Annotated in this window: 28 protein-coding genes; 14 read left to right on the top strand and 14 right to left on the bottom strand. The window is 65.7% G+C overall.

What is annotated here, in order from left to right:
• The first annotated feature begins 757 nt into the window (after nucleotides 1-757).
• Nucleotides 758-1,252, top strand: coding sequence for a hypothetical protein (locus HHL13_RS07495; protein ID WP_169555085.1), 495 nt, complete (start codon nucleotides 758-760; stop codon nucleotides 1,250-1,252).
• Nucleotides 1,253-1,350: 98 nt separating this feature from the next.
• Here the strand turns inward: HHL13_RS07495 and rplL are convergent, their stop codons facing one another.
• Both rplL and rplJ read right to left on the bottom strand, forming a co-directional pair.
• On the bottom strand, nucleotides 1,351-1,728 hold the full coding sequence (gene rplL, locus HHL13_RS07490) for a 50S ribosomal protein L7/L12 (protein WP_169555084.1): 378 nt from the start codon (nucleotides 1,726-1,728) through the stop codon (nucleotides 1,351-1,353).
• 55 nt (nucleotides 1,729-1,783) lie between these two features.
• Nucleotides 1,784-2,299 carry a 50S ribosomal protein L10 gene (gene rplJ / locus HHL13_RS07485; RefSeq protein ID WP_169555083.1) on the bottom strand — a complete coding sequence of 172 codons (516 nt, stop codon included), beginning with the start codon at nucleotides 2,297-2,299 and terminating at the stop codon, nucleotides 1,784-1,786.
• A 420-nt stretch (nucleotides 2,300-2,719) separates the two neighbouring features.
• Between rplJ and HHL13_RS07480 the strand changes: the two genes are divergently transcribed.
• From HHL13_RS07480 to HHL13_RS07470, 3 genes are read left to right on the top strand one after another with little or no spacing between them, the layout of a single operon-like run.
• Nucleotides 2,720-3,967 (top strand): hypothetical protein, encoded by a 1,248-nt coding sequence (locus HHL13_RS07480; protein WP_169555082.1) that lies wholly within the window; start codon nucleotides 2,720-2,722, stop codon nucleotides 3,965-3,967.
• Nucleotides 3,968-3,970: 3 nt separating this feature from the next.
• Nucleotides 3,971-4,660, top strand: coding sequence for a hypothetical protein (locus HHL13_RS07475; RefSeq protein ID WP_169555081.1), 690 nt, complete (start codon nucleotides 3,971-3,973; stop codon nucleotides 4,658-4,660).
• Between the two features lie 2 nt (nucleotides 4,661-4,662).
• Nucleotides 4,663-5,184, top strand: a complete 522-nt coding sequence (locus HHL13_RS07470) for a hypothetical protein (RefSeq protein ID WP_169555080.1) — start codon at nucleotides 4,663-4,665, stop codon at nucleotides 5,182-5,184.
• 135 nt (nucleotides 5,185-5,319) lie between these two features.
• Here HHL13_RS07470 and HHL13_RS07465 read toward each other — a convergent pair whose 3' ends face one another.
• Nucleotides 5,320-6,288 (bottom strand): DUF6607 family protein, encoded by a 969-nt coding sequence (locus HHL13_RS07465; protein WP_169555079.1) that lies wholly within the window; start codon nucleotides 6,286-6,288, stop codon nucleotides 5,320-5,322.
• Between the two features lie 11 nt (nucleotides 6,289-6,299).
• On the bottom strand, nucleotides 6,300-8,525 hold the full coding sequence (locus HHL13_RS07460; RefSeq protein ID WP_169555078.1) for a TonB-dependent hemoglobin/transferrin/lactoferrin family receptor: 2,226 nt from the start codon (nucleotides 8,523-8,525) through the stop codon (nucleotides 6,300-6,302).
• Between the two features lie 157 nt (nucleotides 8,526-8,682).
• On the opposite strand from HHL13_RS07460, the gene HHL13_RS07455 reads away from it, so the two are divergent.
• Complete coding sequence (locus tag HHL13_RS07455) at nucleotides 8,683-10,389, top strand: M20/M25/M40 family metallo-hydrolase (RefSeq protein ID WP_169555077.1); 1,707 nt, start codon at nucleotides 8,683-8,685, stop codon at nucleotides 10,387-10,389.
• On the opposite strand, the gene HHL13_RS07450 is transcribed toward HHL13_RS07455, so the two are convergent.
• The 4 genes from HHL13_RS07450 to rplK all read right to left on the bottom strand — a co-directional run bounded on the left by HHL13_RS07450 (nucleotide 10,383) and on the right by rplK (nucleotide 14,103).
• On the bottom strand, nucleotides 10,383-12,092 hold the full coding sequence (locus HHL13_RS07450; protein WP_169555076.1) for a hypothetical protein: 1,710 nt from the start codon (nucleotides 12,090-12,092) through the stop codon (nucleotides 10,383-10,385). The two genes, HHL13_RS07455 and HHL13_RS07450, sit on opposite strands and share 7 nt — an antisense overlap.
• Nucleotides 12,093-12,182: 90 nt before the next feature.
• Nucleotides 12,183-12,881, bottom strand: a complete 699-nt coding sequence (locus tag HHL13_RS07445; RefSeq protein ID WP_169555075.1) for a hypothetical protein — start codon at nucleotides 12,879-12,881, stop codon at nucleotides 12,183-12,185.
• Nucleotides 12,882-12,974: 93 nt separating this feature from the next.
• Nucleotides 12,975-13,667 carry a 50S ribosomal protein L1 gene (rplA, locus tag HHL13_RS07440; RefSeq protein WP_169555074.1) on the bottom strand — a complete coding sequence of 231 codons (693 nt, stop codon included), beginning with the start codon at nucleotides 13,665-13,667 and terminating at the stop codon, nucleotides 12,975-12,977.
• A 4-nt stretch (nucleotides 13,668-13,671) separates the two neighbouring features.
• Nucleotides 13,672-14,103 carry a 50S ribosomal protein L11 gene (rplK, locus tag HHL13_RS07435; RefSeq protein WP_169555073.1) on the bottom strand — a complete coding sequence of 144 codons (432 nt, stop codon included), beginning with the start codon at nucleotides 14,101-14,103 and terminating at the stop codon, nucleotides 13,672-13,674.
• Between the two features lie 281 nt (nucleotides 14,104-14,384).
• Between rplK and HHL13_RS07430 the strand changes: the two genes are divergently transcribed.
• From HHL13_RS07430 to HHL13_RS07410, 5 genes are all read left to right on the top strand, one after another.
• Entirely contained in the window at nucleotides 14,385-15,434 is a 1,050-nt protein-coding gene (locus HHL13_RS07430; RefSeq protein WP_169555072.1) for a hypothetical protein, read from the top strand.
• 102 nt (nucleotides 15,435-15,536) lie between these two features.
• Complete coding sequence (locus HHL13_RS07425; RefSeq protein ID WP_169555071.1) at nucleotides 15,537-15,836, top strand: metalloregulator ArsR/SmtB family transcription factor; 300 nt, start codon at nucleotides 15,537-15,539, stop codon at nucleotides 15,834-15,836.
• Nucleotides 15,833-16,252: a VOC family protein gene (locus HHL13_RS07420; protein WP_240953646.1), complete on the top strand. Its 420-nt coding sequence runs from the start codon at nucleotides 15,833-15,835 to the stop codon at nucleotides 16,250-16,252. Before HHL13_RS07425 ends, HHL13_RS07420 begins: the two co-directional genes overlap by 4 nt.
• Nucleotides 16,249-16,872 carry a glutathione S-transferase N-terminal domain-containing protein gene (locus tag HHL13_RS07415; RefSeq protein WP_169555070.1) on the top strand — a complete coding sequence of 208 codons (624 nt, stop codon included), beginning with the start codon at nucleotides 16,249-16,251 and terminating at the stop codon, nucleotides 16,870-16,872. The genes HHL13_RS07420 and HHL13_RS07415 overlap by 4 nt, the downstream gene beginning before the upstream one ends.
• Nucleotides 16,869-17,399, top strand: a complete 531-nt coding sequence (locus tag HHL13_RS07410) for a DinB family protein (RefSeq protein ID WP_169555069.1) — start codon at nucleotides 16,869-16,871, stop codon at nucleotides 17,397-17,399. The genes HHL13_RS07415 and HHL13_RS07410 overlap by 4 nt, the downstream gene beginning before the upstream one ends.
• Here HHL13_RS07410 and HHL13_RS07405 read toward each other — a convergent pair.
• The 3 genes from HHL13_RS07405 to HHL13_RS07395 are packed head-to-tail and all read right to left on the bottom strand — an operon-like array spanning nucleotide 17,396 to nucleotide 20,005.
• Complete coding sequence (locus HHL13_RS07405; RefSeq protein ID WP_346775499.1) at nucleotides 17,396-18,295, bottom strand: EamA family transporter; 900 nt, start codon at nucleotides 18,293-18,295, stop codon at nucleotides 17,396-17,398. The genes HHL13_RS07410 and HHL13_RS07405 overlap by 4 nt on opposite strands.
• A complete protein-coding gene (locus HHL13_RS07400; protein ID WP_169555066.1) occupies nucleotides 18,292-19,167 on the bottom strand; it encodes a PhzF family phenazine biosynthesis protein in 876 nt (291 codons plus the stop codon). The genes HHL13_RS07405 and HHL13_RS07400 overlap by 4 nt, the downstream gene beginning before the upstream one ends.
• Nucleotides 19,168-19,180: 13 nt before the next feature.
• A complete protein-coding gene (locus tag HHL13_RS07395; RefSeq protein WP_169555065.1) occupies nucleotides 19,181-20,005 on the bottom strand; it encodes a dienelactone hydrolase family protein in 825 nt (274 codons plus the stop codon).
• A 171-nt stretch (nucleotides 20,006-20,176) separates the two neighbouring features.
• On the opposite strand from HHL13_RS07395, the gene HHL13_RS07390 reads away from it, so the two are divergent.
• The 4 genes from HHL13_RS07390 to HHL13_RS07375 all read left to right on the top strand — a co-directional run bounded on the left by HHL13_RS07390 (nucleotide 20,177) and on the right by HHL13_RS07375 (nucleotide 24,345).
• Entirely contained in the window at nucleotides 20,177-21,052 is an 876-nt protein-coding gene (locus tag HHL13_RS07390) for an NAD(P)-dependent oxidoreductase (protein ID WP_169555064.1), read from the top strand.
• A 188-nt stretch (nucleotides 21,053-21,240) separates the two neighbouring features.
• On the top strand, nucleotides 21,241-22,248 hold the full coding sequence (locus HHL13_RS07385) for a helix-turn-helix domain-containing protein (protein WP_169555063.1): 1,008 nt from the start codon (nucleotides 21,241-21,243) through the stop codon (nucleotides 22,246-22,248).
• A gap of 19 nt (nucleotides 22,249-22,267) precedes the next feature.
• On the top strand, nucleotides 22,268-23,179 hold the full coding sequence (locus HHL13_RS07380) for an EamA family transporter (RefSeq protein WP_346775498.1): 912 nt from the start codon (nucleotides 22,268-22,270) through the stop codon (nucleotides 23,177-23,179).
• Nucleotides 23,180-23,259: 80 nt separating this feature from the next.
• Nucleotides 23,260-24,345 carry an alpha/beta hydrolase gene (locus HHL13_RS07375; protein ID WP_169555062.1) on the top strand — a complete coding sequence of 362 codons (1,086 nt, stop codon included), beginning with the start codon at nucleotides 23,260-23,262 and terminating at the stop codon, nucleotides 24,343-24,345.
• A gap of 97 nt (nucleotides 24,346-24,442) precedes the next feature.
• On the opposite strand, the gene nusG is transcribed toward HHL13_RS07375, so the two are convergent.
• The 3 genes from nusG to HHL13_RS07360 form a co-directional block, all read right to left on the bottom strand.
• Entirely contained in the window at nucleotides 24,443-24,979 is a 537-nt protein-coding gene (nusG, locus tag HHL13_RS07370) for a transcription termination/antitermination protein NusG (protein WP_169555061.1), read from the bottom strand.
• 13 nt (nucleotides 24,980-24,992) lie between these two features.
• Nucleotides 24,993-25,190 carry a preprotein translocase subunit SecE gene (gene secE / locus HHL13_RS07365; RefSeq protein ID WP_169555060.1) on the bottom strand — a complete coding sequence of 66 codons (198 nt, stop codon included), beginning with the start codon at nucleotides 25,188-25,190 and terminating at the stop codon, nucleotides 24,993-24,995.
• A gap of 194 nt (nucleotides 25,191-25,384) precedes the next feature.
• A complete protein-coding gene (locus HHL13_RS07360) occupies nucleotides 25,385-26,038 on the bottom strand; it encodes a YqaA family protein (protein ID WP_169556817.1) in 654 nt (217 codons plus the stop codon).
• Between the last annotated feature and the right edge of the window lie 46 nt (nucleotides 26,039-26,084).

Below are 26,084 nucleotides of genomic sequence, written 5' to 3'. Positions count from 1 at the left end.
GCTGCGCGCGGCGAACCGAGCGGGGCTTGCAGCCATTGTTCAGGTTGGGCTGCCTACGTCTGTAATCGTGAGATCAGGGAGCACATGGATCGGGGGCCTGACGGGGGCGGCATGCGTCGCGCTCGCGCCCTTGGCCTGGGCGCAGGAAACCCCGGCGCCCACGCCCGCCCCGACGCCCGCGCCGAGCCGCGCGCCTTCGGTCATCACGTTGCCGGGCACCGAACGATTCAGCCTGCCCGGATCGGGCGGCCAGCCCGCGCCTGCTCCGACGCCTACGCCCAGCGTGACGCCGCCGCCGGTGACCGCCACCACTCCGACACTGCGTCCCGCAGCGACGCCTGCACGAGCCACGCCTACGCCTGCGCCGCGCCCGACGCCGGCGGCGTCCGCTCCGGCGGCAGCGGCCACTCCGAATCCTGCCGCCAGTCAGGCGGCTGAATCCCCGACGCCGCTCCCAACCGCTCAGCCTGCGCCGTTCGCATCTCCCGCCGCCACACCGCTTCCCGCGCCTGTGGAGCCGGGCGGCGTCCCTTGGCTGTGGCTCGCGATCGGCGCGCTTGCGGCGGGTGGAATCGGGTTCGCGGGCTGGCTGCTCGGCCGCCGGCAGCGTGCGGAGACGGAAGAGGTTGCGGAGCCGGTCGCGGTGCCACCCGTCCGGCAGCCGCCTCCTGCTCCGGTCCCGGCGGCGTCGCCTCCACCAGCCCCCATGCCCGCATCGCCGCCGCCGCGCCTTTCGCCCGGCCGGGGCGCGGCACCGGTGGAGCCCATCGCAGTCGATTTCCGCCCGGTACGGATGGAACTGGTCCGCGAAGGCGCGGTGCTCGATTTCGAATTGATCCTGACGGCCGCGCAGCAGGCCGGTGGCGTCCGCATGATCGTGGCGATGATGAGCGCCAGTCCGGATCAGGATGGCCAGATCGCCGGTTTCCACGCGATGCCGCCGGTCGGCATGGCGCAGGGCCCGTTCGAGCTTCCGGCGGGGCAGGGCGGGCGCATATCCGGCCAGCTCACGCTTCCGCGCGAGCGTTTCCATGTCGTCGAGGTCGGCGGGCGGCCGATGTTCGTGCCGGTGGTGCTGGTCGATCTGCGCTGGAACGGCGGCCTCAGCATCCGCCAGCACGGCGCGGACTTCATGATCGGGGCGCAGGGACAGGGCGGCAAGCTCGGCCCAGTCTGGCTCGATCGCGGCGGCCCGGTAACCGGCCCACTCGCCGCCAGCCGCTATTTCGCGAAAAAGGCCGTGGCTGCCTGACCCCAAATCCTCCCTCTGGCGGGGCATTCAAAAACGAAAAGGGCGGCCCGTTGCCGGACCGCCCTTTCCTATAGTCGATCTGCCTAGACAGAAGCGGCTTACTTGACCTCGACGGTCGCGCCAGCGGCTTCCAGCTGTGCCTTGATCTTGGCGGCGTCGTCCTTGTTGACGCCTTCCTTGACGGCCTTCGGAGCTTCCTCGACCAGGGTCTTGGCTTCGGTCAGGCCCAGGCCGGTGATCGCGCGGACTTCCTTGATGACGTTGATCTTCTTGCCACCGTCGTTGACGAGGATCACGTCGAATTCGGTCTGCTCTTCAGCAGCCGGTGCAGCGGCGCCGCCGCCGGCCGGGCCAGCAACTGCAACAGCAGCGGCAGCCGAAACGCCCCACTTCTCTTCGAGCAGCTTCGAAAGCTCAGCAGCTTCGAGGACGGTCAGAGCCGAAAGGTCGTCGACGATCTTGTTCAGGTCAGCCATGATATAACTCCAGTCAAATCAAAAGGTTTGGGTAAAATTAGTCTCGAAGCGGGCCTTAGGCGGCCTGCTTTTCCGCATGTGCCGAAAGCACGCGCGCGATCTGTGCCGCAGGCGCCTGCGTGATGGTCGCGAGCTTGGTTGCCGGAGCAACCAGCAGGCCCACGATCTTGCCACGCAGTTCGTCGAGCGACGGCAGCTGTGCGAGCGCCTTCACGCCTTCCACGTCGAGGACCGTAGTCCCCATGGAGCCGCCGACGATTTCGAGCTTGTCGTTCGTCTTGGCGAACTCCACGACCACCTTGGCAGCTGCCACGGGATCGGCGGAGGTAGCGAGCGCCGTCGGGCCGGTCAGCAGGTCGGAAATACCTGCGTAATCGGTGCCGTCGAGCGCGATCTTGGCCAGCTTGTTCTTCGAGACCTTGTAGCTCGCACCGGCTTCGCGCATCTTCGTGCGGAGTTGCGTCGACTGTGCGACGGTCATCCCGAGGTTGCGGGTGACGACCACCACTGCAACTTCCTTGAAGGTGCTGTTCAGCGCGGCAACGGCTTCGGCCTTTTGGGAACGATCCATGCCGGTCTCCTCGTTAGCGGCGCTCCCGAAAGAGAGCCGCGGTTACAAAATGTCCGAGGGGCACGATCGTCGTGGCCAGAGAAACCTCTGGCTGGACCCGGATGCTTCGCGCGGGGCGAAGGGCCGGTAAAAATCAGTCCCCGTCTTGGCAAGAAATCAAGACCGGCAGATTCCGGTCACTTGCTGTCTCGGACGGTTCCCTCCCCGAAAGGAGGAGGCGCGCACATAGCGGGATTGACGGGGAAGTCAACTCGCGCGGCCCGGGGCGGGCACCGCGCGCAGTCTTTCGAAGACTCTCGCGAAAATGCGAATCCTGCGCCAAGCAATCTCGTTTCGAATATAAGTCGATTTCGGTTCTATTGTTTCATGACTCCAAGTCGGAGCGAGTGTATTGCCGAAATATCCTGTGGGGGGATGGCGATGACCAGACGTTATGCTGCACTCGTACTGGCTTTCATTTCGGCGCAATGTGGATCTGTCGGGATATTACCTGCCTTTGCACAGTCCGCTTCCGATACCTCGCTGGTAATCGGGACGGTTCGCGAAAGTGATCTTGTGCCGAATGCCGCCGGCACCGGGTGGAAGACGGGCGAGTTCGCCCTGACGCTGCAGCCGGAAGCATCGATCAGGATCGATCTCGAAAGCAATGATTTCGATCCGACGCTGCGGGTGTACGAGATCCGTAACGGCAGGCGCTTCGACATTGCCGAGAATGACGATTTCGGGGATTCGCTCAGTTCGCGCATTCGCTTTACCTCGGCGAACGGCGGCGACTTCGTCATCGCGGTCGATGCGGTGTTCATGCTGGATGAGAAGGCTGGCCGGGCCCGCTTCCGCCTGAGCGTGGCCAATGAGGAACGGCGAGCGCTGCCGCCGCCAAAGCCCCTGGATATGACCGAGTCGATGACCGGGACCTTTGCCGAACGCGACGAGGCGGATGATGATGCGGGCCTGGTCCAGCGCTATGCATTTCGCGCCGAGGCCGGGCAGCGCATCGTTCTGGACATTGCGGCCCTGCCTTCGGTCAAGATTGGCAGCGAGCCGCCCAGCTTGCCTGAGCTGGAATTGCACCGGGCGGACCAGCCCGGAATTGAGTTGGAACTGCCGGCCAAGCGACGCACCGCGACCGCTGCTCGGGCGATGACGATCCTGCCCGGTGCCGGTGACTATATTCTGGTCGTCCGGCAATCGGAACGCCGCCCTGGAACGAGCTACAGGCTGGGAGCGAAACTCTGGAGCGTTGCGCCGCAGACTGCGCGGGCGCTGCGGGTCGGGGAAACGAAAGCCGGAGAATTTACTTTCGCCGATCCGCAAACCAACGGCGATTTCGGTGAGGACCCGCAGCGGCTCTATCAGGAATGGAGCCTCCCGGTACGCCGCGGGCAGGCGTTGCGGCTGGAATTATGCGGCGCCGACAGTCTCGACGCCATGATCCAGTTGCTCGGCTCGACGGCGATCGGCGATCGCTTGCTGGCGCAGGCGGATGATCTGCCAGGCGATCAGGTCGCGTCGTGCGGGCTCGCCCGCCGCAATTCGGTGCTCGATCTGACGATCCGCGACAATGGCGTTCTGCGGGTGCTGGTTTCGCCGTTGCGCGACGTCGGGCCCTATACGCTCGTCGTGCGCGAGCGGGAGGTTCCGCTGGCAAGCGCTGCGCCGGGACGTTGAGCGGTGGCGAGCGGCATTCCCGCGGATGTCGAGCCGGTAGCGGGGGCCGCGCCGGTTGAGCAACCGCAAGCGCGCGAATGCATGCATTGCGCGGCAAGTCTCACGCCTAACGCGAAATTCTGCACGGAATGCGAATTGTTCCAGCGCCATTTCATGCGTTCGAAATCGAGCGTGGGCTATATCACGCTGTTGAACGCACTGTTCGCCAGCGTGCTGGTGGTGATTGTGTTCGTGATCGACAAGCTGCCGGAAACGGATCTGATGGCGAACTCCGATCCCGTGGCTGTAGGGTTCACCTGCTATCGCGATCAAGCGCTTCTCGGTGTCACCAATCGCGGCCGGAGAACGGTTACGATCGAGGGGGGAACGGTGACGGCGACTGGCCTTGGCGGCCCGCCTCAAACACGCCAGCTGCGGATCAATCATCGCGATGCGATCATTGGCAAGGGGGCGTCCCAGGTGGTCGGGATGACGTTTTTCAGTCCGGAATTGGGCGAGGCTTCCGATTTCGACCCGCCGGATCGCGGTACCGGTGTCCCGTGCAATTATCGCTTCTCGATCCGCTATCAGGATTTCAAAACCGGAAAGCTGAGGGATCTCGATCTGGGGGAGGCCGCGCAATGCGATTGTGCGCAGGACCAGTTCCTGTCTGAGGATCAGCCGCAACCCGCGGCAGCGGACAAAGGTGAATGAGGATGCGGTCATCCGAGCTGTTTATTTGCGCCGCGGCCCTTGTGGCACTCGCGGGCGGAGGGATCGGACCGGCCGGCGCTAAGCCTACGGTCAAGATCGGCTATGCACGGGAAATCAGCGGTTTTGCGGATCAGATCGGAGCGATCGAGCAGCCGATCGCGAGCTATGTGGATATCAATCCCGTTTACAACTACAAGAAAAGCAAGAAATCACTGTGGGAACGTGAATATGTTTCCTATGTATCGATTGGCGATAAATCTTCTGAAGACATGTATGAATTGAGTTTAAGTTACAAATTTGTGTTCGGCATAAATATGCCGATCATGTATATAAAGGCTGTGGATGCTCGTGACCTTGCAGTTCAGATTGTATTGATCACGCTTGAGAATTATATCTCATCTGCTGAGAATAGAATTCATCAGGCATCGATATGCCGTGCGCGTAGTATCGTGCTGAAGAATAAATTCACGCGATCGAAGGATCTGAACTACACCCTGCGGCGAAGCGCGTGCGCAGGGAGATAAAATTCCCTGTCTCCATCCCCGCAAAAAGCTTCCACCACCCCGAACTTGATCCGGGATCCGCCGCACCTCCCATGAAATAAGGTGCGGCGGGGCCGGCACGAGCCCGGCGTGGCGGAATAGTGAGGGTCTCGTGCGTTACTGTCCGGCGGCGCGGGTTGCCTGATCCATCAGCGCGCGGGCGGTCTTGATGCCATCGGCTTCGGTGATCTTGCCCTTCTGGATGTCGTCCGCAATCTCCAGCAGGCGGCTGGCGATCACCGTGCCGGCTTCGGCGGCTTCGGTGATGCGAATGCCGTTCTTGGTGGTGGCGATGCGGTCCCATTCGGTGCGGATCGCGGCCCAATAGCCCTTGGTCGCTTCCCAATAATCGTCGGCGGCCTTCACCGGATAGCCATCGAACCGGCCATAGGTGTTGAGGACATATTCCTGCACGACGGGCTTCAGCGCGCCGTCGAACTCGCCCATCTTGATATTGTCCTGCCAGTGGATCCAGCCGGTTGGCGAACTCTGGTGGCGGTTGACCGAGTAATAACGATCATAGACCGGCCCGCGCACCGCGTCGCGACGAGCCAGGGGGCGCCAGGTCGCGTCGGATTCCCAGCGGCGCAGGCCCGCCACGGTCGTCCATGCGCCCAGGCCGCCATAGCGCGGGCTGTCGTCCACCTGCCACACGGTCTGCGACCATTTGCCTTTGCGCTCGGCTGCGGTGGTGGCGCGCCAGGTCCAGCTGTCCGGCCCCGAATAGACGAGGATGCGAGCAGGTTCATATTCCCAGTCCTGCCGCCAATGCTTGATCACCATCGTCGTGCCGCCGGCATCGACCACCAGCAGATGCTGGAGCGAGATACGCTTGCCGCTGTTCTCGATCACGCGGACGCTTTCGTACCCGCCCGAGATCTTGGACTCGATCGGGGTGTAGTCCGAACGCCACGAGGTCGATTCCCGCATGTCGAAACGGACCTTGTAGTTGCCCGCCATCGCCAGGATGTCGGCGCGGTCCGCCTCGAATGCCGAGGCTTGCGTCGTCTGCGCGACGGCCGGAACCGCGACGGCAGGGATGGCGGCGAGCGCGAGCAGGGCCGCGCGAAGGATATACTTGCTCATCTTCGTGTCCCTCAGAAACGATAGCTCAGCGAAACGCTGCCGTTGCGGCCCGGCTGCGAATAGGCGTCCTTGACGGTCGATGTGTCCGAAAGGCCGCGGATATCCTGCCACTGCCAGTATTTGCGGTCGGTCAGGTTGAACAGGCCGGCGCGAAGCGTCACGCTCGGCACGATCCGCACATAGGCGGTCAGGTCCAGCGTGACATAGTCCCCGCCGGTGAAGCAGGTCGGCGTCGCGGCGAGCGTGGCATAGCAGCCCGAACCCAGCGTATCGGCGTCCTTCTTCTCGCCGCTATAGGTCACGACTGCGCGCGCGCCGAAGCGGTTGCCCGGATCGTCATAGCCCAGGCTGAACACCGCGCGGAACGGATCGATCGACTGGAGCGGGGTCTTAACGCCCGCGCCGTTGATACCGTCACCCTCGACATAGGACAGGCTCAGTCGAGTCGACACGCCCGCCGCCGGGCGCACTTCCGCGCTGGCTTCCACGCCGGTCAGCTCCGCGCCGGCCAGGTTCACCCACTGATAGATCCACGGATTGGCGAGAGTCGAGGTCGGCAGGCCGGTGGTTTCGATCTGCTCGATGAAATTGTCATATTCCGAATGGAAGCCGGTGAAGGTGAAGCTGACATTGTCGCTCGCGAAGCGCAGGCCACCCTCGAAGCTGCGGCTCGTTTCCGGGCGCAGGTTCGGGTTGGGAACCGAGCGGTAATAAGCGAACGGACCGACCAGATTCTCGAAGAAATTATTCACCTGGCTCGGCGCCGGCGCCTTGAACCCCTGCGAGAAGTTGCCGAACACGCGGACATTGTCGCCCAGCCGGACGACGGCGCCGATCTTGGGCGAGACTCGCGAGCCGCTCTGGTCCGCACCGGCGAAGGTCGGCAGCAGCGGATCGTTTTCGGGTTTCAGGTCGTACGCGTCGAAGCGCAGCGCCGGGTAGAGCGTCAGCGGGCCGAACGTGAATTCGGCAGAAGCGAATACGCCCGCCAGCATGAAATCGGTCTCGGGGAAGGCGCGGGTCGGATAGACTTCGCCCGCTGGCGGGACGACGCCGTCGCGCAGGCCGCTCTGGCGCGTGAAGCTGATATCGCCGCCCACCGCGAACTTCACCGTCTCGCCCACGCTGCCGCGCACTTCGCCCGCCGCGCCATAGACGCGGTTCTCGAAGGTGTTGAGGCGTTCGCGATCGACCGCAGGCGTGCGATCCTCGTCGGTGAACTGGCGATCGTCAGCATCCTGCCAATAGACGCCGAGGCGGGCATAATCGATCGTGCCTTCGCCCTGCCAGGTCCAGTCGCCTGCGATCCGCGCGCGCTTGCCGGTGTCCTTGCCCTGCACCAGATCGACGGTCGCGCTGCGGCCGCTGAGCACGTCGGTGAAGAGATAGGTGTCGAGATACTCGCCGGTCAGGCGGATCTTGTGGCCGCCGGCGGGCTCGTACACGATCCGGCCAAAGGCGGCGTTGGAGCGGCCATCCGCCGGATTGGCGATGGTGCGTAGCGAGCCGGTGCCGCCGACGGTGCCCTGATTTTCGAGTTCGTTGAAATCGCGGCGGGTATAGGCGCCCATGATCGACCAGTCGCCCGAGCGCGCGGCGAGGATTGCGGTTTCGGCAAACTCGTTGTCGGCCGAGTTGTACGAGGCGCGGACGAGGCCGCCGATGTTGTTGCCGTTCTTCAGGAAGTCCGAGGGGTCGGCGGTGACGAAGCTCACCGCGCCGGCCAGACCGTCGCTGCCATACAGCGCCGAGGCCGGGCCGCGCAGAATCTCGACCGACTTGACCAGACCGACGTCGACATAGTCGCCACGGCCGGCCGACTGCGCGCCGAATGCGAAGCCATCGGGCACGCGCACGCCATCGACCTGGATCAGCACGCGGTTGCCGCCGATGCCGCGGATCACGAAGCCTTCATTGCCCGCGCGGCCGGTCGAGCCCAGCGCAGCGCCGAAGCGGGCGGGGGAGCGGGGGACGCTGACGCCCGGTTCGAAACGGACCAGATCCTTGATGTCGGTCGCCAGCTCGTCGGCGATCTGCTCGGAGGTGATGACACTGACGGTCGCCGGTGCGTCGAGGGTCGAGACGGGGATGCGCGTCGCGGTGACGGTGATCACCGGGTTCGCCTTCGCCGCTTCCTGCTCCGCATCCTGCGCCATCGCCGGAGCCGCGATTCCGATCGTCCCGACTGCCGCGAGGGCAATCCCCGCCAGAAGCCGCGACCGCACGAAATTCTTCATTTTTCCGCCCTTTTTGATAATGCGATTGATTCTCATTATCTGCCGTTAATGGCGATGCGGGCGTCGCGTCAACCCCGCAACGATCGAACGGCAAGAAACCGGTTGCCTTGTGAGGCGCGGCCGCGCCCGATAGGCTCCGTTGCAAGGGGAGAGACGCATGAAGAGCTGGGTCCATCTTGGCGTCGCGATCGCGGGTGCGATTCTGCTGGCGATCTTTGCGACCACCACGCCTCGGCCAGCGTCGGCAGATGCTCCGGCCAGCGAATTCTCCGCGACGCGCGCGCTTGTGCATCTCCGCGAAATCGCCCGCGCGCCGCATCCCACGGGCAGCGCGGAGAATGCGAAGGTCCGCGCCTATCTGACCCGCCAGCTCGAGGCGCTGGGCATGACCGTCACCCAAGCCGCCGCGCCGCTCAGCGAGAAGGGCAGGGCGCGGCTGGAGAAGTGGCGGGGCAGCCCCGCGCCGGATATGCAGGCGGTCAACCTGATCGCCACGCTGCCCGGTCGCGATCCGGCGAAGCCCGCGCTGCTGCTAATGGCGCACCATGATTCGGTATGGGGATCGCCCGGCGCGCCCGACGACGGCGCGGGCGTTGCCGCCATCCTCGAAACAGTGCGGGCAATCCGTGCCGGAGGGCAGCCGCCCGAACGTCCGCTGATCGTCCTCTTCACCGATGCCGAGGAAATCGCCCTCGAAGGCGCGGCGCATTTCTTCGAACGGGATCCCGTGCGTCAGCGCGTCGGCGTCATCGTCAACCTGGAGGCGCGCGGCGGCGGTGGGCGCACTTCGATGTTCGAAACCGGCCACGAGAACGGTGCGATGATCGGTCTGTTCGCACGCTCGGTCCGGCGGCCCGTGGCGACGTCGCTCAGCGTGTTCGTCTATAACAATCTGCCCAACTACACCGACTATACCATCGCCAAGAAGCAGGGCGTTCCCGGCTTCAACTTCGCCTTTATCGGGCGGCCGGGGCTGTATCATTCGCCGTTGGCGACGCCCGACGCGCTCGACCAGGGATCGTTGCAGGACATGGGCCGCCAGACCCTCGATCTCAGCCGCGCGCTGCTCGCCGCGCCCGAACTGCCCGGCAAGGCGCCGGATCGCGTATTCTACGATCTCTTCGGGCTGGTCTTTCTCGCCTATCCCGGCTGGGTCGGCTGGCTGATCCTCGCGGTGGCGACGGGCGCCTATGGCTATGCGGGATGGGGGGGCACCACGTTGCGAGGACTGGGCCGCGGGGCGGGGGTCGCGATCGCCACCATCGCCGGGGGCGCGTTGCTGCTGTTCCTCGGCAACTTCGCCTCGGGCGCGGACGGGCCGGTCAATTATTACGACCGCCTCGCGGCGATCCCGCGGCTCGAGGTTCAGGCGGTCCTGCTGTGCCTCGCCACCGCTACGCTCGTCGCGGGTCTGCTGCTGAACAGCCGCCCGATCATGCCCCTGCTGCCCGCCATCGCCGCGCCGTTCCTGCTGCTCGCCGTCGTGGCGCAGGCGCTTGCGCCCACCGCGGCCTTTCCGCTCCAGATCCCCCTCCTGCTTGGCGGGATCGGCGCGGCGGCGATGCGCTTGCGTCCGGGGCCGGCGGGCAACTGGATCATGGCCGCCGCCGCGATGATCGGCGCGGGCTATATGCTCACGCTCGGCCACGCGCTGTTCCAGGCGGTCGGACCGGACATGCCATCGGTGCTCGCCATTCCGCTTGCGCTCGGCGCGACGCTGCTCCTGCCGCTGTTCCTGCGTATCGAGCGTCCGCGCGCGATGAAGGAAGCGGCAGTGCTCACCGTGCTGGCGCTTGGGATCGCTTTATGGGTCCGCTTCGATGCAGTCGCACCCAGCGTAGCGGTCTATAGCAGCTTTCACTGAGCCGCCGGCATCGCTCCCAGCAAGGTCCGCGCCTTCGCCTTTTCCGGCGAGTCATAGCCGCCCTCGGCCACCGAACGCAGCGTTCGCCGGGCGGCTTCGGCATTGCCTTCCTTCGCGAACGCCTCGCCCAGCATGATGCGCGGGCCGGGTGCGGCGGGGATCGTGTCGATCACTTTCAACAGCCCTTCCAGCGCCACTTCCGGCGGTGCGTCACTCGCTTCGGTGAAACTGCGATAATAAGCCAGCAGCGGAGCCGGCGCTTCGCTGTCGATCCGGTTCGCGCGGACGATGAAGCCGCGCGCAGCCCGCAATTTCTGTGCGCGCTCGGCGGCCGGTCCGGCGAGCGCCTGCCGGGTCAGCGCCACGCCCTTCCAGTTGAGCGCCGCCGCATTGCTTCCGTCGATCGCCAGCGCCCGCTCGGCAGCGGCAAGGCATTCCGCCGCATTGCCGCTGCGGCACTCGGCTTCGGCCAGCAGCAACTGCGCGTCGAGATTGGCGGGATAGCGCCCCGCATCGTTGCGCAGCCGCGTCAGCCAGCGATTGCGTCCCGCGATGGCCGCAGCCCCATCGGGGCCCTCGGCGTCGGTGATCCGCGATCCGAGTTCCAGCCGCCCCTTCAGGAACGCGGCCTGCCCGCGGTTAAGCTGACGGATGATCGGCTCGGCGGCGAGCTCCGGCGGATAGGTCATCCGTTCCCACGGCACCTTGCTGTTGTCGTATCGCGCCACATCATTGGCCAGCTTGCCGGGATCGCCGAACGCCTCGGCGGCCTTCTCCCAGCTTTCGCCGCGCGCATAGGCCATCAGATAGTTCTGGAGCTGCCCCTTCCGGTCCTCGGAGAAGAACAGATAATGGGTCAGCACCCATGCGTGATAGGGCGTCCAGCGCGTCCGCGCGCGGTCCTGCAGATATTTCCCGCTCAGCACGTTCCGCACCGGGTAGTTGCGGAACCAGTCGGTCACCTTGCGCAGCCCTTCGGGCGCGCGGCCATATTCGATCTTGCCGTCTTCCCGGATCTTGATCGTCGCGAAGATCTCGCCGAACCCATCGAGATACCAGCGGGGATAGGCCATCGGGAAATAGGTCAGCAGGAAATGCTGGGCATAGCCGCCATAGATGCGGCCTTCGGCCGATAGCGGCACGGTGACCTGATTGATCCCGGTCCCGATATCGTTGGGATTGGATGATCCGAACAGGGTGGATTCGACCATCCCGGTCTCGAGGTTGATTTCGCGCGTGCCCAGATTGGCGAGGCTGGTGCCCTGCGCCAGCATGATCCGCTGGTCGATCCGGCTTCCCGCCATCACCGCGCCGTCCTCGCGCGGATCGTAATAGCGCTGGATCGGGAAGGCGCTGGCGAACGGGCCCTGCCGCGATCGCAGGTTGCGCAGGTTCATCGCGTCGAATTCGGCGGTGTCGCCGATCAGCGTGACGCGCAGCTTCAGCGTCCGATCGGGCCGCTCATGCGTGCCCAGCAGGATTGAGAGGAGCAGGTGCAGTCGCTCCAGATTGTGCGCGATCCGCTTGAGCTCGCTTTCGCTCCCGTTGGAATAGACGATGACATGATCGCCTTCGGCGACGCGCCAGTCGCTCATCTTCTCCAGCGTGCCCTGAACGACGATCCCGTCATCCTGCGGCGTGGTCTGCGCGAGGGCGGGGAGGGGGAGCAGCACGATCGCGGCCGTCAACAGCTTCAAACGCATCCCGATCCTCGCCTTGTTATGGTAGCGATATCAAAGCACTTGCGGCCGCACTCCGCAAGCGCCTCCCCCGGGGCGCACCGCCGGTCGCGGTTACTTGCGCGTCAGGTTCCGGATAGCGGTCGCGCTGTCGGTCAGCGCCTTCCTGATCTGCTCCATCTCGGCTTCGAACTTGCGATATTTTTCGGACATTTCACGAACGTTCGCAGTCGTTTGCCCGGCAGTCCTGAACGTCTCCGCAAAACTGTGTCCGCTCAGCTTGCTGTTCGGCGGCGTGGTGCCGTCGATATAGGGCCGGTAGATGGCGGTGACATCGTCCCAGGCGGGATTGTCCGCCAGCGCTTCGAGGTCGGCGGGCATCACCATCCGCCTGGCGGGATCTACGCCCAGTTCCGCCCGGGTGAAAACGGCGGCGACGAACTCCGAGCAGTAGAAGGCGTCCCCGTATCGCTTCCTGAAAATCGGATGACCCTTCGCGGCCATCGCGAAATTATAGGCCTTCCCGTAATGATCCAGCATCATCCGGATGCGTTCGTGGGAACGATGGGCGGTCGGGCGATGGCGGAACACCCTGATGGGCATCGCGGGATCCAGTTCGACCCAATAGCTGACGCCGATGCCGCGGTTGGTCAGGCTGTCGATATAGATTTCGTCATCGACGGTCATTGCAGCATGGGAGTATCGGGCGAGCCGCCTGCGCGCCGCGCTTTGCGCCGCAACGATGCCGAACTTGGCATTCATCAGCGCGATGTCGCCGGTCATCGGGAAGTTCAGCAGCCTGTATTCCGTCATGCGCACCCCCTGTTCGAACGTAACTGAGCGGCGCGCAAACAAAAAGGGCCGGAGTTTCCTCCGGCCCTTCTTACTCTTTCGAGCGGGGTAGCTTTACGCCGTCGCGACTTCCGCCACGTCGACCTTCACGCCCGGGCCCATCGAGCTCGAGAGCGCGACCTTGCGGACATACTTGCCCTTGGCGCCCGACGGCTTGGCCTTGACCACCGCGTCGACCAGCGCGTCGAAGTTCGCGCGCAGATCTTCCGCCGGGAACGACACCTTGCCGATGCCCGAATGGATGATGCCGGCCTTCTCGACGCGATACTCGACCTGACCGCCCTTGGCGGCCTTGACGGCTTCGGCGACGTTCATGGTCACGGTGCCCAGCTTCGGGTTCGGCATCAGGCCCTTCGGACCCAGCACCTTGCCGAGGCGGCCGACCAGACCCATCATGTCCGGGGTCGCGATGCAGCGATCGAACTCGATCTTGCCGCCCTGCACGATCTCGAGCAGGTCTTCGGCGCCGACCACGTCCGCGCCCGCTTCACGAGCTTCGTCCGCCTTCGCGCCCTTGGCGAACACGCCGACGCGCACGGTCTTGCCGGTGCCCTTGGGCAGGGTAACCACGCCGCGGACCATCTGGTCAGCGTGACGCGGATCGACGCCCAGGTTCAGCGCGACTTCGACCGATTCGTCGAACTTCGCGGTGGCGTTCGCCTTCACGATCGCGATGGCTTCGTCGATGCCGTGCAGCTTCTCGCCGTCGACGGTCCAGGTCTTCTGCTTCTTGGTGAGCTTCGCCACGGTTTTAACCCTCCACAACCTGGAGGCCCATCGCGCGAGCGGAGCCTTCGATAATCTTGGTAGCTGCTTCCAGATCGTTCGCGTTGAGATCCTTCATCTTGATCTCGGCGATCTCGGTCAGCTTCGAACGTGCGATCTTGCCCGCGGAAACCTTGCCCGGCTCCTTCGAGCCCGACTTGAGGTTCGCAGCCTTCTTGATGAGGAAGGTCGCCGGCGGCGTCTTCGTCACGAACGAGAAGCTGCGGTCCGCATAGACGGTGATCACGGTCGGGATCGGCGCGCCCTTTTCCAGGTCGCCGGTCGAAGCGTTGAACGCCTTGCAGAATTCCATGATGTTCACGCCGCGCTGACCCAGAGCAGGGCCGATCGGGGGCGAAGGATTGGCGGCGCCGGCCGGCACCTGCAGCTTGATATAGCCGGTAATTTTCTTAGCCATATGTCTCACTCTGTCATGGGGAGCGCGCGAACGCGGAACCCCGTTCAAGTTTAGCGGTCCAGACGGACACCCCGAGGGGCGGCCTCCCGCGATTCCATTGCTGATGCCTTGGAAGCGGGCGCGACTAGCGCAAAGCGAGCCAAAGTGCAAACCCTGTGACGAACCGCCGGGGCGCCCGTTCGCCAGAGGCGCGGCAGGGCACTCCCGCCATGTGAGGGGATAGCGGATTTGCGCCATCCCGCGATGCTGCCGCGCATATCGCACCATCCGGAGGATGTCCCATGCGCAAGACCCTGTTCGCCGCGCTCCCGCTGCTTGCCCTTGCCGCTATGAGCGGCGGAGAATTGGTGGCGCAATCCGCCCTGCAGGACCGCAGCGAAGCGGTGCGCAATGCCAAGCCCCGTCCCGCGCCCCCCGCATCGGCCCAGAACGCGCCCGCCTCCGATCAGGGCGTGACCGGTGCGATCCACGCCGCGCATCAGGGGCAGATCGTCTTCACCCGCTCCGACTTCTCGCTCGGCAGCATCACCGAATCCGCGCTGGCGAAGGATTTCGTCCTCGGCCAGCCGATCTTCTTCCGCGTTTTCATGGAGCGGTCGGCGGTCAATCATCTCGCCCGGCGAAACAGTATCGCGGCGGGCACCGTCTATGCCGATGGTGTGCTCTACAAGGCGCGCTTCACCGTTTCGGGGCAAGTGATCGAGACCAGCTTCGGCGCATGGGGCGGCAATACCGAGCATCGCACCTGGACCACATGGCGCGGCCAGCTGCTCAATCCCGATCCGCGCCTCACCATTCCCGGCTCCGAAGTGCTTCGCGAACTCCTCGCGCGCGGCACGGGCGCGGGGCTGCTCGGCCCGGGCAACTGGCCGGTAACAATGGAGGTGGTGCCCTTCGGCCCCGACAATAGCGGCAAGATGCTCGCCGGCGATCCGGTCGCGCGGGGCAGCTTCAACCTCACGGTTCCGGCAGGGGCGATCCGCCCGTCGAACCCGCTCCTGTGCGTACCCGGCCGTGGTGCCGCCGGCAGCGCCGCGATCGAAGCGCGCACCATGTCGGTCTCGCGCCAGCTATGGCATGAAAACGGCACCGTCCCGGAAAAGGCCATTGCGATCGGTGACGACTGGGAAGTGACCCGCAACCAGATCACCGGCATCCCGATCGAGCGCACCACCAAGGTTCTGGTGCTGGCCCGGGGTCCCAAATTCTGCACCACGCACGTCCACGAATTCACCGAAAAGCATATGGGCGGCGGCAATTTCGCCACGGCGAGCGGTGGTATGTCGAACCGGGTGCAGCGGGGCTATGTGCCGTGCGCGTGTCTGGGGTGAGGGCGCGCCCGGAAGACGCCTCCCGATGAGGGCGTCGCGCTATCGGGGGATGGCCGCATCCGGCGTGTTGACCGGTATTTCGTTTATTGGCAAACTACCAAAATGGATGATGCGGAGATATTCCGGGCATTGGCCAACGATCGGCGGCTGCTGATCCTGCACTGGCTCAAGGATCCGTGCGCGCATTTCCCGCCGCAACGCGACGGGGATCTGGTCGAGGACGGGGTGTGCGGTCAGCTCATCGCCGAGAAGCTCGACATCAGCGCCTCGACGTTGAGCGAGCATATGCGGGTGTTGCAGGGTTCCGGTCTGGTGACCGCGAAACGCATCAAGCAATGGACCTTCTATCGCCGCGATCCCGAGCGGTTGAAGGCGCTCTTGTCCGCCGTCGCCGGTCTATGACGATGGGGGTGTTCAGCCATGTCACCGTCGGCGCCAGCGATCTGGATCGCGCGGGGCGCTTCTATGACGCGCTGCTGATCCCGCTCGGGCTGGCGCGCAGGCAGGTGCAGCCCGATGGCGGGCCGCCATCGCTGTGCTGGCATGATCCGGCAGGCGGCTTTCCCCGCTTTTATGTCTATCTGCCGTTCGACGGGCAGCCGTGCGGCAGCGGGAATGGCAACATGGTCGCGTTTCTCGCGCCGTCGGAAGATGCGGTGAAAATCGCCCATGCCCGGGCCATGAAGCAGGGCGGAACCGATGAAGGCGCGCCCGGCCCGCGGCCCCATTACGGGCCCGGCTATTTCGGCGCCTATCTGCGCGATCCTGACGGCAACAAGCTCCACATCGTATTTCGGCCGGAGGCGCAGGCAGGATGAGGCTGCTGGGACGGACCAGTTCGATCAACGTTCGCAAGGTGCTGTGGACCGCCGCCGAGATCGGCTTGCGCTTCGATCATGAGGCGCATTGGGCGACGCCGGAGGCTCCGACGCGTGTGCCTGAATTCCTCGCGTTCAATCCCAACGGGCTGGTGCCCGTATGGCAGGATGAGTGCGGCACCTTGTGGGAATCGAACGCGATCTGTCGATATCTCGTTGCGGAGAATGGCCGGACCGACCTGCTGCCCGAAGCGCCGTTCGCCCGCGCGCTTGTGGAGCGCTGGATGGATTGGGTCGCAGGCGACCTCAATCTGGCGTGGCGCTATTCCTTCATGGCCCTGGTTCGCCGGGACCCCGCCTTTGCCAACCAGTCCGAGATCGACCGCAGCATCGCGGGCTGGAACCGGCTGATGTCGGTGCTCGACGGGCAGTTGGCCGAGACCGGGGCCTATGCCGCCGGGGCGGGTTTCACCTTGGCCGATGTCGCGGTCGGCCTTGCCGCGCATCGCTGGCGGTCCATGCCGGTCGAGCGCCCCGCGCTGGACCATGTGGCCGCCTATCTCGACCGGCTCGCGCAGCGCCCCGCCTTCGCTGCGCTGGCGACCGAGGCATTGCCATGACGGAAACTACGGTTTCGCGGGCAGTGGCCACGGTGCGGATGCTTGTCCGGTACAAGAGCTGGGCGAACGGAATCACCTTTCACGCCGTCGCGGCGCTGCCCGAAGGCGAGGCACTGCGCCTGCGGCCCACCCGCTTCGGCAACATCGTGCACACGCTCAATCACGTCTATGTGATCGACGACATCTTCCGCGCCCATCTGGAGGGCCGCACGCACGGCTATCATGCGCGCAATACCGACCACCCGCCGCAGTTCGAGGCATTGTGGGAAGCGGTGCAGGCGATGGACCGCTGGTACATTGCCTACGCCGACGGGCTGGACGACGAGAGGCTCGGCGAAATGGTCCGGTTCGAGTTCGTCGGGGGCGGGCAGGGCGCGATGACTCGCGAGGAGATGCTGCTGCACGTGGTCAATCACGGCACCTATCATCGCGGGTTCGTTGGCGACATGCTGTATCAGGTCCCCGCCGCGTCGCCCGCCAACGATCTGCCGGTGTTCCTGCGCGAGATGCGGTCGCTGCCCGGTTAGCCGCCCGCCGCGGCCGCCCGGCGCGAGGTCCAGATGTTGATGCCGAGACCCGCAAGGACCAGCGCGGCGGCGGCCAGCTTCCATCCCGGCATCGGCTCGGACAGCATCAGCGCCGCGGCGGACATGCCGAAGATCGGCACCAGCAGCCCCATCGGCGCGACATCGGCGGCGCGGTGGCGCGCCAGCAGCCAGTTCCACGCCGAATAGCCGAAGATCGAATTGGCGAAGGACTGCCACGGCAGCGTCGCCCAGCCATAGGCGTCGGCGCGGGCCAGGCTCGCGCCGATCTCCGCCGGTCCTTCGATCAGCAGCGCGGCGGCGAGCAGCGGCGGCACGGCGGCAAGGCCGCTCCATACCGTCAGGCCCAGCATATCGATATCGCCCGTACGCTTCGCGACGATGTTGCCGCCGCCCCAGCAGAGCGCGGCCAGGAGCACGAGCACCACGCCGGTCGCATCGGCTCCACCGCCAAGATGCATCCCGATCAGGGCGACACCCGCGACGCACAGCGTCAGCGCGGCCAGATTGCCCGCGCGCAGGCGCTCCTTGCTGAGCAGCAGCGCGAGCAGGATCGTGAAAAACGCCTGGGTCTGGATCAGCAGCGATGCGAGCCCGGGCGAGATATGCCCGGTCATCGCATAGAGCATCAGCCCGAACTGCCCGGCGCCGATCAGCAGGCCATAAGCGACGATCGTCCCGGTCGGCACCTTGGGCCGGGGGACGAACAGCAACAGCGGCAGCGAAGCCAGCGCGAAGCGCATCGCCGCATAGGTGAAGGGCGGGAATTGCTGCAGCCCGACATGGATCACCACGAAATTGGTGCCCCAGATCGCCACGATGAGAACCGCCAGCGCCAGATGCGACAGCGGCATCATTCCCTCGGCAGGCGGCTTCACAGCGAAACGCTGCCCCTGAACATGCTCACGCACGCCCCGCCGACGCTGGCGCGGACACCCTCCGCGGTGCGCCACGCCCGAAGCGACAAGTGGCTTTCCCGCCCCATCTCGACGCCCTGGACGGCGCGATAGTGCAGGCAGTCCTCGCCCGACAGGTGTAGCCGCAACGCGGCCAGCGTCGCATTGGCGCTGCCGGTTGCGGGGTCTTCCCAGGTGCCGGCGAGCGGCGCGAACATCCGCGCACGAACGTCCATCCCGTCGCGTTCGTAGAGGAAGATCGACAGCCTGCCGCCGAACTCCGGAAACTGCGCCGCGAGGCGGCGATAGGCGCCGATATCGGGTGCGCTCTGCGCGAGCGCGCCGGTGCTCAGCTCCACCAGCACGAAGTCGACGCCCACGCTGGCGCGCACCGGGGCGTGCGTGCCGGTAAGGATTCGCGCCGGATCGAGCGACAGGCAGGCCGCGATCCCATCCACCGGAAGTTCCTCCATGAGGCGAAGCGGCTGGGGCGCATCGATTTCGGCGCTGACGCCATCCTCGCCCAGCCGTACTTCGACCAGCCCCGCAACCTCCTCGAAACGCAGCACCGGGCCGGCCGCCCGGCCCAGCCGGGCCAGCACATAGGCGGTGCCGACATTGGGATGCCCGGCGAACGGCATTTCGTCGGTACGGTTGAAGATGCGGACCTGCGCGGTGTTGGCCGGATCGGCCGGCGGCAGGACGAAGGTGGTTTCGCTATAGTTGAGCTCCGCCGCGAGCGCCTGCATCGTCGCGGTGTCGAGGCCGCTCGCATCGGGAAACACCGCCAGCGGATTTCCGCCGAACCGGCGGTCGGTGAACACGTCCACGGTCAGATACTGATAGTCGATCATCGTCGCTCCTCGATCAGGCGTTAGGCCCGAGTTGCGCGCGCAGGAAGGCAAGAATCTCGTCCCGCGCCGCCAGGGTGGGCGACCCCGCTTCATCGACCAGATGGACCGTGACCACGCTGTGCGGCGCCGGGACGTGCCGGGCGAAGAAGGACGGGGTCGCAGGGTTTGCCGCGTCATCGGGTACGACACGCGCCGTAAAGCGGTCGCCCAGTGCCGCGCGATAGGCGGCGAAGCGTTCGGCGCGGCAAAAGGGATCGCCGGCGAAGCGCAGGCCGAGCGCGTTCAGGTCCTCCAGCTCCATCCGCCGGGCGACCGCCGCCAGTTCGTCGGGCGCGATCTCGATCCCCGCAGGATTGTCGAGCGGCAGCGAGGGCTGGCACAGCACCGGCGCCCGCACCGCGGGCTCCAGCATCATCGTCAGCGCGAAATTGCCGGTGAAGCACATGCCGACCGCGCCAACCCCGGCGCCCCCGCATTCGTCATGCGCCAGACGGGCGAGCCCCATCAGCCAGCGCGCCACGGGGCTCGATGTGCCGCCGCCCAGCGCGCGGAATTCGGCGCTGATGCAGGCGCGCCGGAACGTCTCGGCGCCTGACTCAGCATCCGCCACCGCGCCGTCGCGCCCGAACAGCGACGGCATATAGACGCGGAATCCCGCATCGCGGACCCATCGCGCGAAACGCGCGACATGGGGGCTGATGCCGGGCATCTCCGCCATGACGATCACGCCCAGGCCATCGCCGGCAACCCACACCCGCTTCTCCACACCTTCGATGGTCATGTGGAGCGCGGTGAAGTCGGCCAGCGGATCGTCTTGCGCCAGGTCCCGTTGCGACATGCCTTCTCCTCCCTCAGGACGATGAGAGCTATCTCGTTCGTGGCCGTTGCACGCGTGGCGCATATGCCAATGACCGGGGTATTTTCGCCATCAGGATGTTTGGCGAAATATCCTCGATACTTGTTGAAATCGCCACTCGTCCGAACTGGTCGATCGATTAGGATTCCAGCGATGCGTGTTGGATTTGCCGGATTGGGATTGATGGGGCGGCCGATGGCCGCGAACCTGCTTCGCTCGGGCGTGCCGCTCTGTGTCTATAATCGCTCCGCTGGGCCATGCGCCGATCTGCACGCAAGGGGCGCGCAGGTCGCGGCGCTGGCGCAGGACCTGTTCGATCGCTGCGACGCCGTCATCCTCATGCTGGCCGATGACGAGGCGGTCGATGCCGTGCTCGATCGCAGGGGAGGGGCATTTGCAGGGCGCGTCTCTGACCGCCTCGTCATCAACATGGGCACCCATTCGCCCGATTTCTCGCGGCTGCTGGAGCACGACATCGTTGGGGCGGGCGGACGGTTCGTCGAAGCTCCGGTGTCGGGATCGCGCGGTCCGGCAGAGGCCGGCGATCTCTTCGCGATGCTCGCCGGCGCGTCCGACGCGGTAGCGCAGGCGCGCCCGCTGATGGCGCCGATGTGCCGGGAAGCGATCGAAGTGGGCAGCGTCCCGTCGGCGATGGCGATGAAGCTGGCCGTCAATCTATATCTGATGGCGTCGGTCACCGCGCTGGCCGAGGCGACGCACCTCGCGGCGGCCGGCGGTCTCGATCTCTTCCGCTTCGGCGAGGTGATCGCGAAGGGCCCGCTTGGCAGCAGCGTCGCGGCGGCGAAGCTCGACAAGATGGCGCGCCGCGATTTCGCGCCACAGGCCGCAATCCGCGACGTGGTCAAGAATGCGCGGCTGGTGACCGCGGCGGCGGCGAGCGAAGGCGTCGAGGCGCCATTGATGCGCGAAAGCATGGCCCGGTTCGAAAGCGTGCTGGAACAGGGCGGGGGGATGCTCGACATGGCCGCGGTGCTGATGGCCTATGAAACGCAATCGCGCGATGACTGACGAGATTTGCCACATATCGTCCATGACGAGTTCGCCTCGTTGATCGACGACGGGCGCGCGACGCTGCTTTCGCCCGGCATGGGCGCCGAGTATCCGACCACGACCTCAAGGCCGAGCGGACAGGAACGGGCTGGCGCTTCCCCCGCCGGGACGGCACATCCCATCCGAAATGAACGCCAAGAGGGCACATGCTGCCGGTAACCGTCCTCGCGCTTGAGACTGCGCTTGCTTCCAGTGTCACCATCACGATCGACGTGCTGGCGATGGCCAATCACATCGCCATCTCGGCCGGACGTCCCGCCGCGTTCGATGTACGTCTTGTCGGTCCCGGGGCGTCGCTCTTCCGCCCCTTTCTCGCCTTTCCCGAAGCGACGCACGATGATGCGGCGCTGTTCATTATCCCGGCGCAGGGATTGTCCAAGGCCGATTGCTACCGGACCCGGCTTGCCGGCGGGGATGCCGAAGCCGCGCGTGATCTGATCCGGGCGGCGGCGGCGAGCGGCGCGCATGTCGCCAGCTCGTGCACGGGCACCTTGCTCCTCGCCAGCACGGGGCTGCTCGACCGGCGGCGCGCGACCACGGCATGGTGGCTGGCCCCGGCCTTTCGCGAGCTGTACCCCGCGGTTTCGCTCGATACCGCCGAACTGATCCTCAGCGACGGCAATTTCACCACCGCAGGGGCCGCGATGGCGCAAATGGACCTGATGGTCGGCCTGATCGCGCGCCATGCCGGCGCGGAAGTGGCAGAGGGTTGCACCCGGCGGATGATCCTCGACGAACGCCGCTCGCAGGTTCCCTATATGGCGATCGGTTTGCTGGCGGCATCCAATGAGAGCATCGCCCGGGCCGCCGCCTGGGCGCGCTCGCGGCTTGGCGAGCGCATCGGTGTCGACGATCTGGCGGCGGCGGTCGGCCAGTCGCCGCGCACCTTTTCGCGCCGGGTCAGCGCGGCGACGGGCCTGTCCCCGATCCAGTTCCTCCAGCAGCTCCGGGTAGAGCAGGCGATCGAGATGATCGAGACAACGGCGCTGCCATTCGAGGAAGTCGCCTATCGTGTCGGCTATTCTGACCCCTCGACCCTGCGCGGCCTGATCCGGCGCGGCACGGGGCTGGGGCCAAGGGAGATCCGCACCCGGGCGCGTTCCGTCGCCGCGCGGACGCTACCTCCACCGCCCGGCGTGGGGCTCGGCGGATGAGCGTTCGCAAGGGCCGCCGGTGAGCGCGCATCTTTGGATCCTGGCCTCGCTCCTTGCAGGGCTGTTCCAGGCATGGCGCACCGCGCTTCAGCAGCGCTTGCGCGGCGTGCTCAGCGTCAGCGGTGCGGGTCTGGTCCGCTATGCCTTCGGGATTCCGTTCGCCGCCCTGATGGCCGGGGCCTATCTGACCGTCACTGGACAGGGGTTTCCGGCCCTGTCGCCACACTATCTCATGCTGGCGGCGGGCGCGGGCCTGGCGCAGATCCTTGGCACCGCGCTGCTGATCCTCAGTTTCGGCTTTCGCGGTTTCGTGGTCGGCACTGCCTTCTCGAAGACCGAGGCGCTGCTGGCAGCGCTGGCTTCCGCGATGTTCTTCAGCGAGCGGCTGGCGCCGATCGCATGGGCCGGCATTGCCGTGGGCGTCGTCGGCGTGATGCTGCTTTCGTTGCCCGAGGAACGCTCGCCCGCGGCACTGCTACGAAACGTCGTGCAGCCTGCTGCGCTTTGCGGGCTTGGGGCGGCGGCGCTGTTCGCGCTGACGGGATTGCTGGTCAGGCAGGCGACGATCGCTCTTCATACGCACGATCCGGTCGCAGCGGCGCTGGTGACGCTGCTGGCGGTAGTGATCCTCCAGACGATCATGCACGGCGCCTATCTGAGCTGGCGCGAGCCCGCGACGTGGCGGGCGATTGGGCGGAACTGGCGCAATTCGACGCTTGTCGGCCTGCTCGCGGCGGCGGGTTCGGCCTGCTGGTTCACAGGCTTTGCCACGGCTCCCGTCGCACTCGTCCGCGTCGTCGGGCAGGTCGAGGTGCTGTTCACGATCGGGTTCGCGCACCTCTATCTCGCGGAGCGGATACGGTCGCGCGAAGCCGGTGCGTTGCTGATGATCGCGTTCGGCGTCGTCCTTGCGCTCCTGTCGCAGCTCTAGCGAAGCGACTGGCGAAAAAGCCGCCGATATTGTCATATTCGCCACTCGTCCGTTACCGGGATCGACCCGAAGCTCGCGGCATGAACCAATTCGTCAAAGTCGCGCTCGCCGGGTTGCTGTGCACCGGAGCCATGTTTCCGCAGCGTGCGGCCGCGCAGGCGCCATCGCCCGAGATCCTGAAACAGTTCGCGTCCTCGCATCAGCTGGTCGAGATCGGCGGCGGGCGGAAGATCAATCTCTTCTGCATGGGTACGGGTGAGCGGACGGTCCTGTTCGACGCGGGGGGCAGCGACTGGTCGGTGATCTGGGCGCTGGTCCAGCCCGAAGTGGCCAAACGGACGCGGGCGTGCAGCTATGACCGCGCCGGCCTCGGCTATAGCGACCCCGCCGCCGGCCCGCGCTCACCGGTCGCGATCGTCGAGGACATGCGGGCGCTGATCAAGGCGGCGGGGCTCTCGACCCCGTTGATTCTGGTCGGACACTCGCTCGGCGGCTTCAATATGAAGCTCTACGCCGCGCTTTATCCTGAAGATGTGGCGGGCATCGTGCTGGTCGACCCCGCCGAAGACCGCGGCGCGGAACGCGTCCGTTCGCGGCTCCGCGCCCGGTTCGGCGATTCGATCGCAGCCCGCCTCGAGCTGGCGGACGGGGATTGGATGCGGCGGCTCATTGGCCACTACGAAAATTGCGCAACACAGGCGCGGACGCAAACGCTCGACCCGGCATCGATCACCTACAAAAGGTGCAGCGACCCCGTGCGCGAGCCGCTCGGCGCGGCGATCGCGGCCGAGCGTGCGCGCATCCAGGTGACCAAAACCTATCAGGAGGCGCAGGCCTCCGAACTTGGCAACAGCGTCTATGGCGATGATCGCGGCAATGCCTTCTATGCGTTGCTCTTCACGCCGGGCCGTTTCGGCAACACGCCGATGATCGTGCTGACGCATGGCGATTACGACAAGGCCGATCCGCTCGATGCGGCCAGCTATCAATCCTATCTCTGGCTCCACGCGCAGACCGCTGCGCTATCGCGTCGCGGCACGCATCGCATCGTCCCGAAGACCAGCCACAATATCGAGATCGACGATCCCGGAGCAGTGACGCAAGCAGTTCTGGAGGTGCTGGATCAAGTCGAGCGGTCCGGGGTGAGCAGACCTCGCAAGCGATAACGGCCAACGCGCGAGTCGCATCGGCGACCGGGTGAACACAAAAAGCCGGAGCGTTTCCGCCCCGGCTTTTTCGTACCTCAAATCGAATGGTCGAAGCTCACTTCACCCGTTCGACGTCCTCGAAGCCCAGCTCCAGCGGGGTCGCGCGGCCGAAGATCGAGATCGAGACCTTTACGCGGCTCTTGTCGAAGTCGAGTTCCTCGACCACGCCCGAGAAGGTCGCGAAGTTGCCCGAGGTGACCTTGACCGTGTCGCCGATGTCGTAATCGACGCTGACGCGCTGCTTCGGCGCGGCGGCGGCTTCTTCCTTGGTGTTCAGGATGCGCGCGGCTTCGGCTTCGCTGATCGCCTGCGGCTTGCCCATGCTGCCGAGGAAGCCGGTCACCTTCGGCGTATTCTTGACGAGGTGATAGACGTCGTCGTTCATCTCGAGCTTCGCGAGCACATAGCCCGGGAAGAATTTGCGCTCGGACTGGACCTTCTTGCCGCGGCGCACTTCCGTCACGGTCTCGACCGGGACTTCGACGGCTTCGACCAGGCGGTCGAGGCCCATGCGGGTGGCGTCGGCGATGATCTGGTCGCGGACCTTGCCCTCGAAACCCGAATAGGCGTGGATGATGTACCAGCGCGACATGCGTGTGCGGTCCTTAGTTGGCGAGCGAGAGCAGGAAGCGGACGATGGCGTCGAAGAACGAATCCACGCCGACGAAGAAAATGCCCAGCAGGCTGGTCATGATCATCACCATAACGCCGGTCATGATCGTCTCGCGGCGGGTGGGCCACACGACCTTCTTGGTCTCGGCCTGCACCTGACGGAAGAATTCGACGGGACTGGTCTTCGCCATCTGCTTTGCTCACAAATAAAAGTCGCCGTCAGCGGGACATGGGTCCGCTGCCCGGTCCTTCGTAGGAACCGGTGCAGACCCTGCCGCTGTCGGAAGGGCTTCGCATCTAGCGATTGGCGGGGCCGTGCGCAAGCGCGATTGCGCCAGCGCCTCCTCCCGCGCCGTCATCCCGTGCGGGGAGAGGCGCTCGCGCGTTACTTGCGATCCAGCGACAGGCTTTCCAGCGTCGCGCCACTGCACTTGTCTGCTTCCTTCTTGGTGCCGTCGCCCGAAAGCGCGCCGACCACCAGGAAGCCCGCGACCACCGCGACGACGAACGCGCCCGCGACCCACATCAGATACTTGTCGATGAACTTCTTGATCGGCGCGCCGAACAGCCGGAACAGGATGCCGACGAGCATGAACGAGAAGGCGCGGCTCGCCAGGCTGGCCCACAGGAAGGTCCAGAAGCTCATCTGAATAAAGCCCGCGGTGATCGTCAGCAGCTTGAACGGGATCGGCGTGGCGCCCTTGATCAGGATGATCTCCGCGCCATACTCGCGCAGATAGCAGGCAGCGGGCGGGAAGGCGTCGGTCAGGCCGAGCACGCCGAGCAGCCACAGGCCGACGCTCTCGTACAGGAAATAGCCGATGCTATAGCCGAACACGCCGCCCGCGACCGAGGCGAGGGTGCACACGATGGCGTAGCGCACCGCCTTTTGCGGATTGGCGAGGCACATCAGACCCAGCATCGGATGCGGCGGGACCGGGAAGAAGCTCGCTTCGACGAACGAGACCAGCGCAAGCCAGAATTCGGCATGAGGGTGCGCCGATTTCTCCATCGTCCAGTTGTACATGCGCTGGATGATCGACGGACGCGAAGTGGTGGCGGTCATGCTGGTCCCTGGCAGTGAG

This window comes from Sphingomonas sp. G-3-2-10 (assembly GCF_012927115.1).
In the GTDB taxonomy this organism is placed as follows: Bacteria; Pseudomonadota; Alphaproteobacteria; order Sphingomonadales; family Sphingomonadaceae; genus Sphingomonas.
The sequence above is the reverse complement of the archived record's forward strand: the minus strand, read 5'-3'. Positions and strand labels throughout refer to the sequence as shown.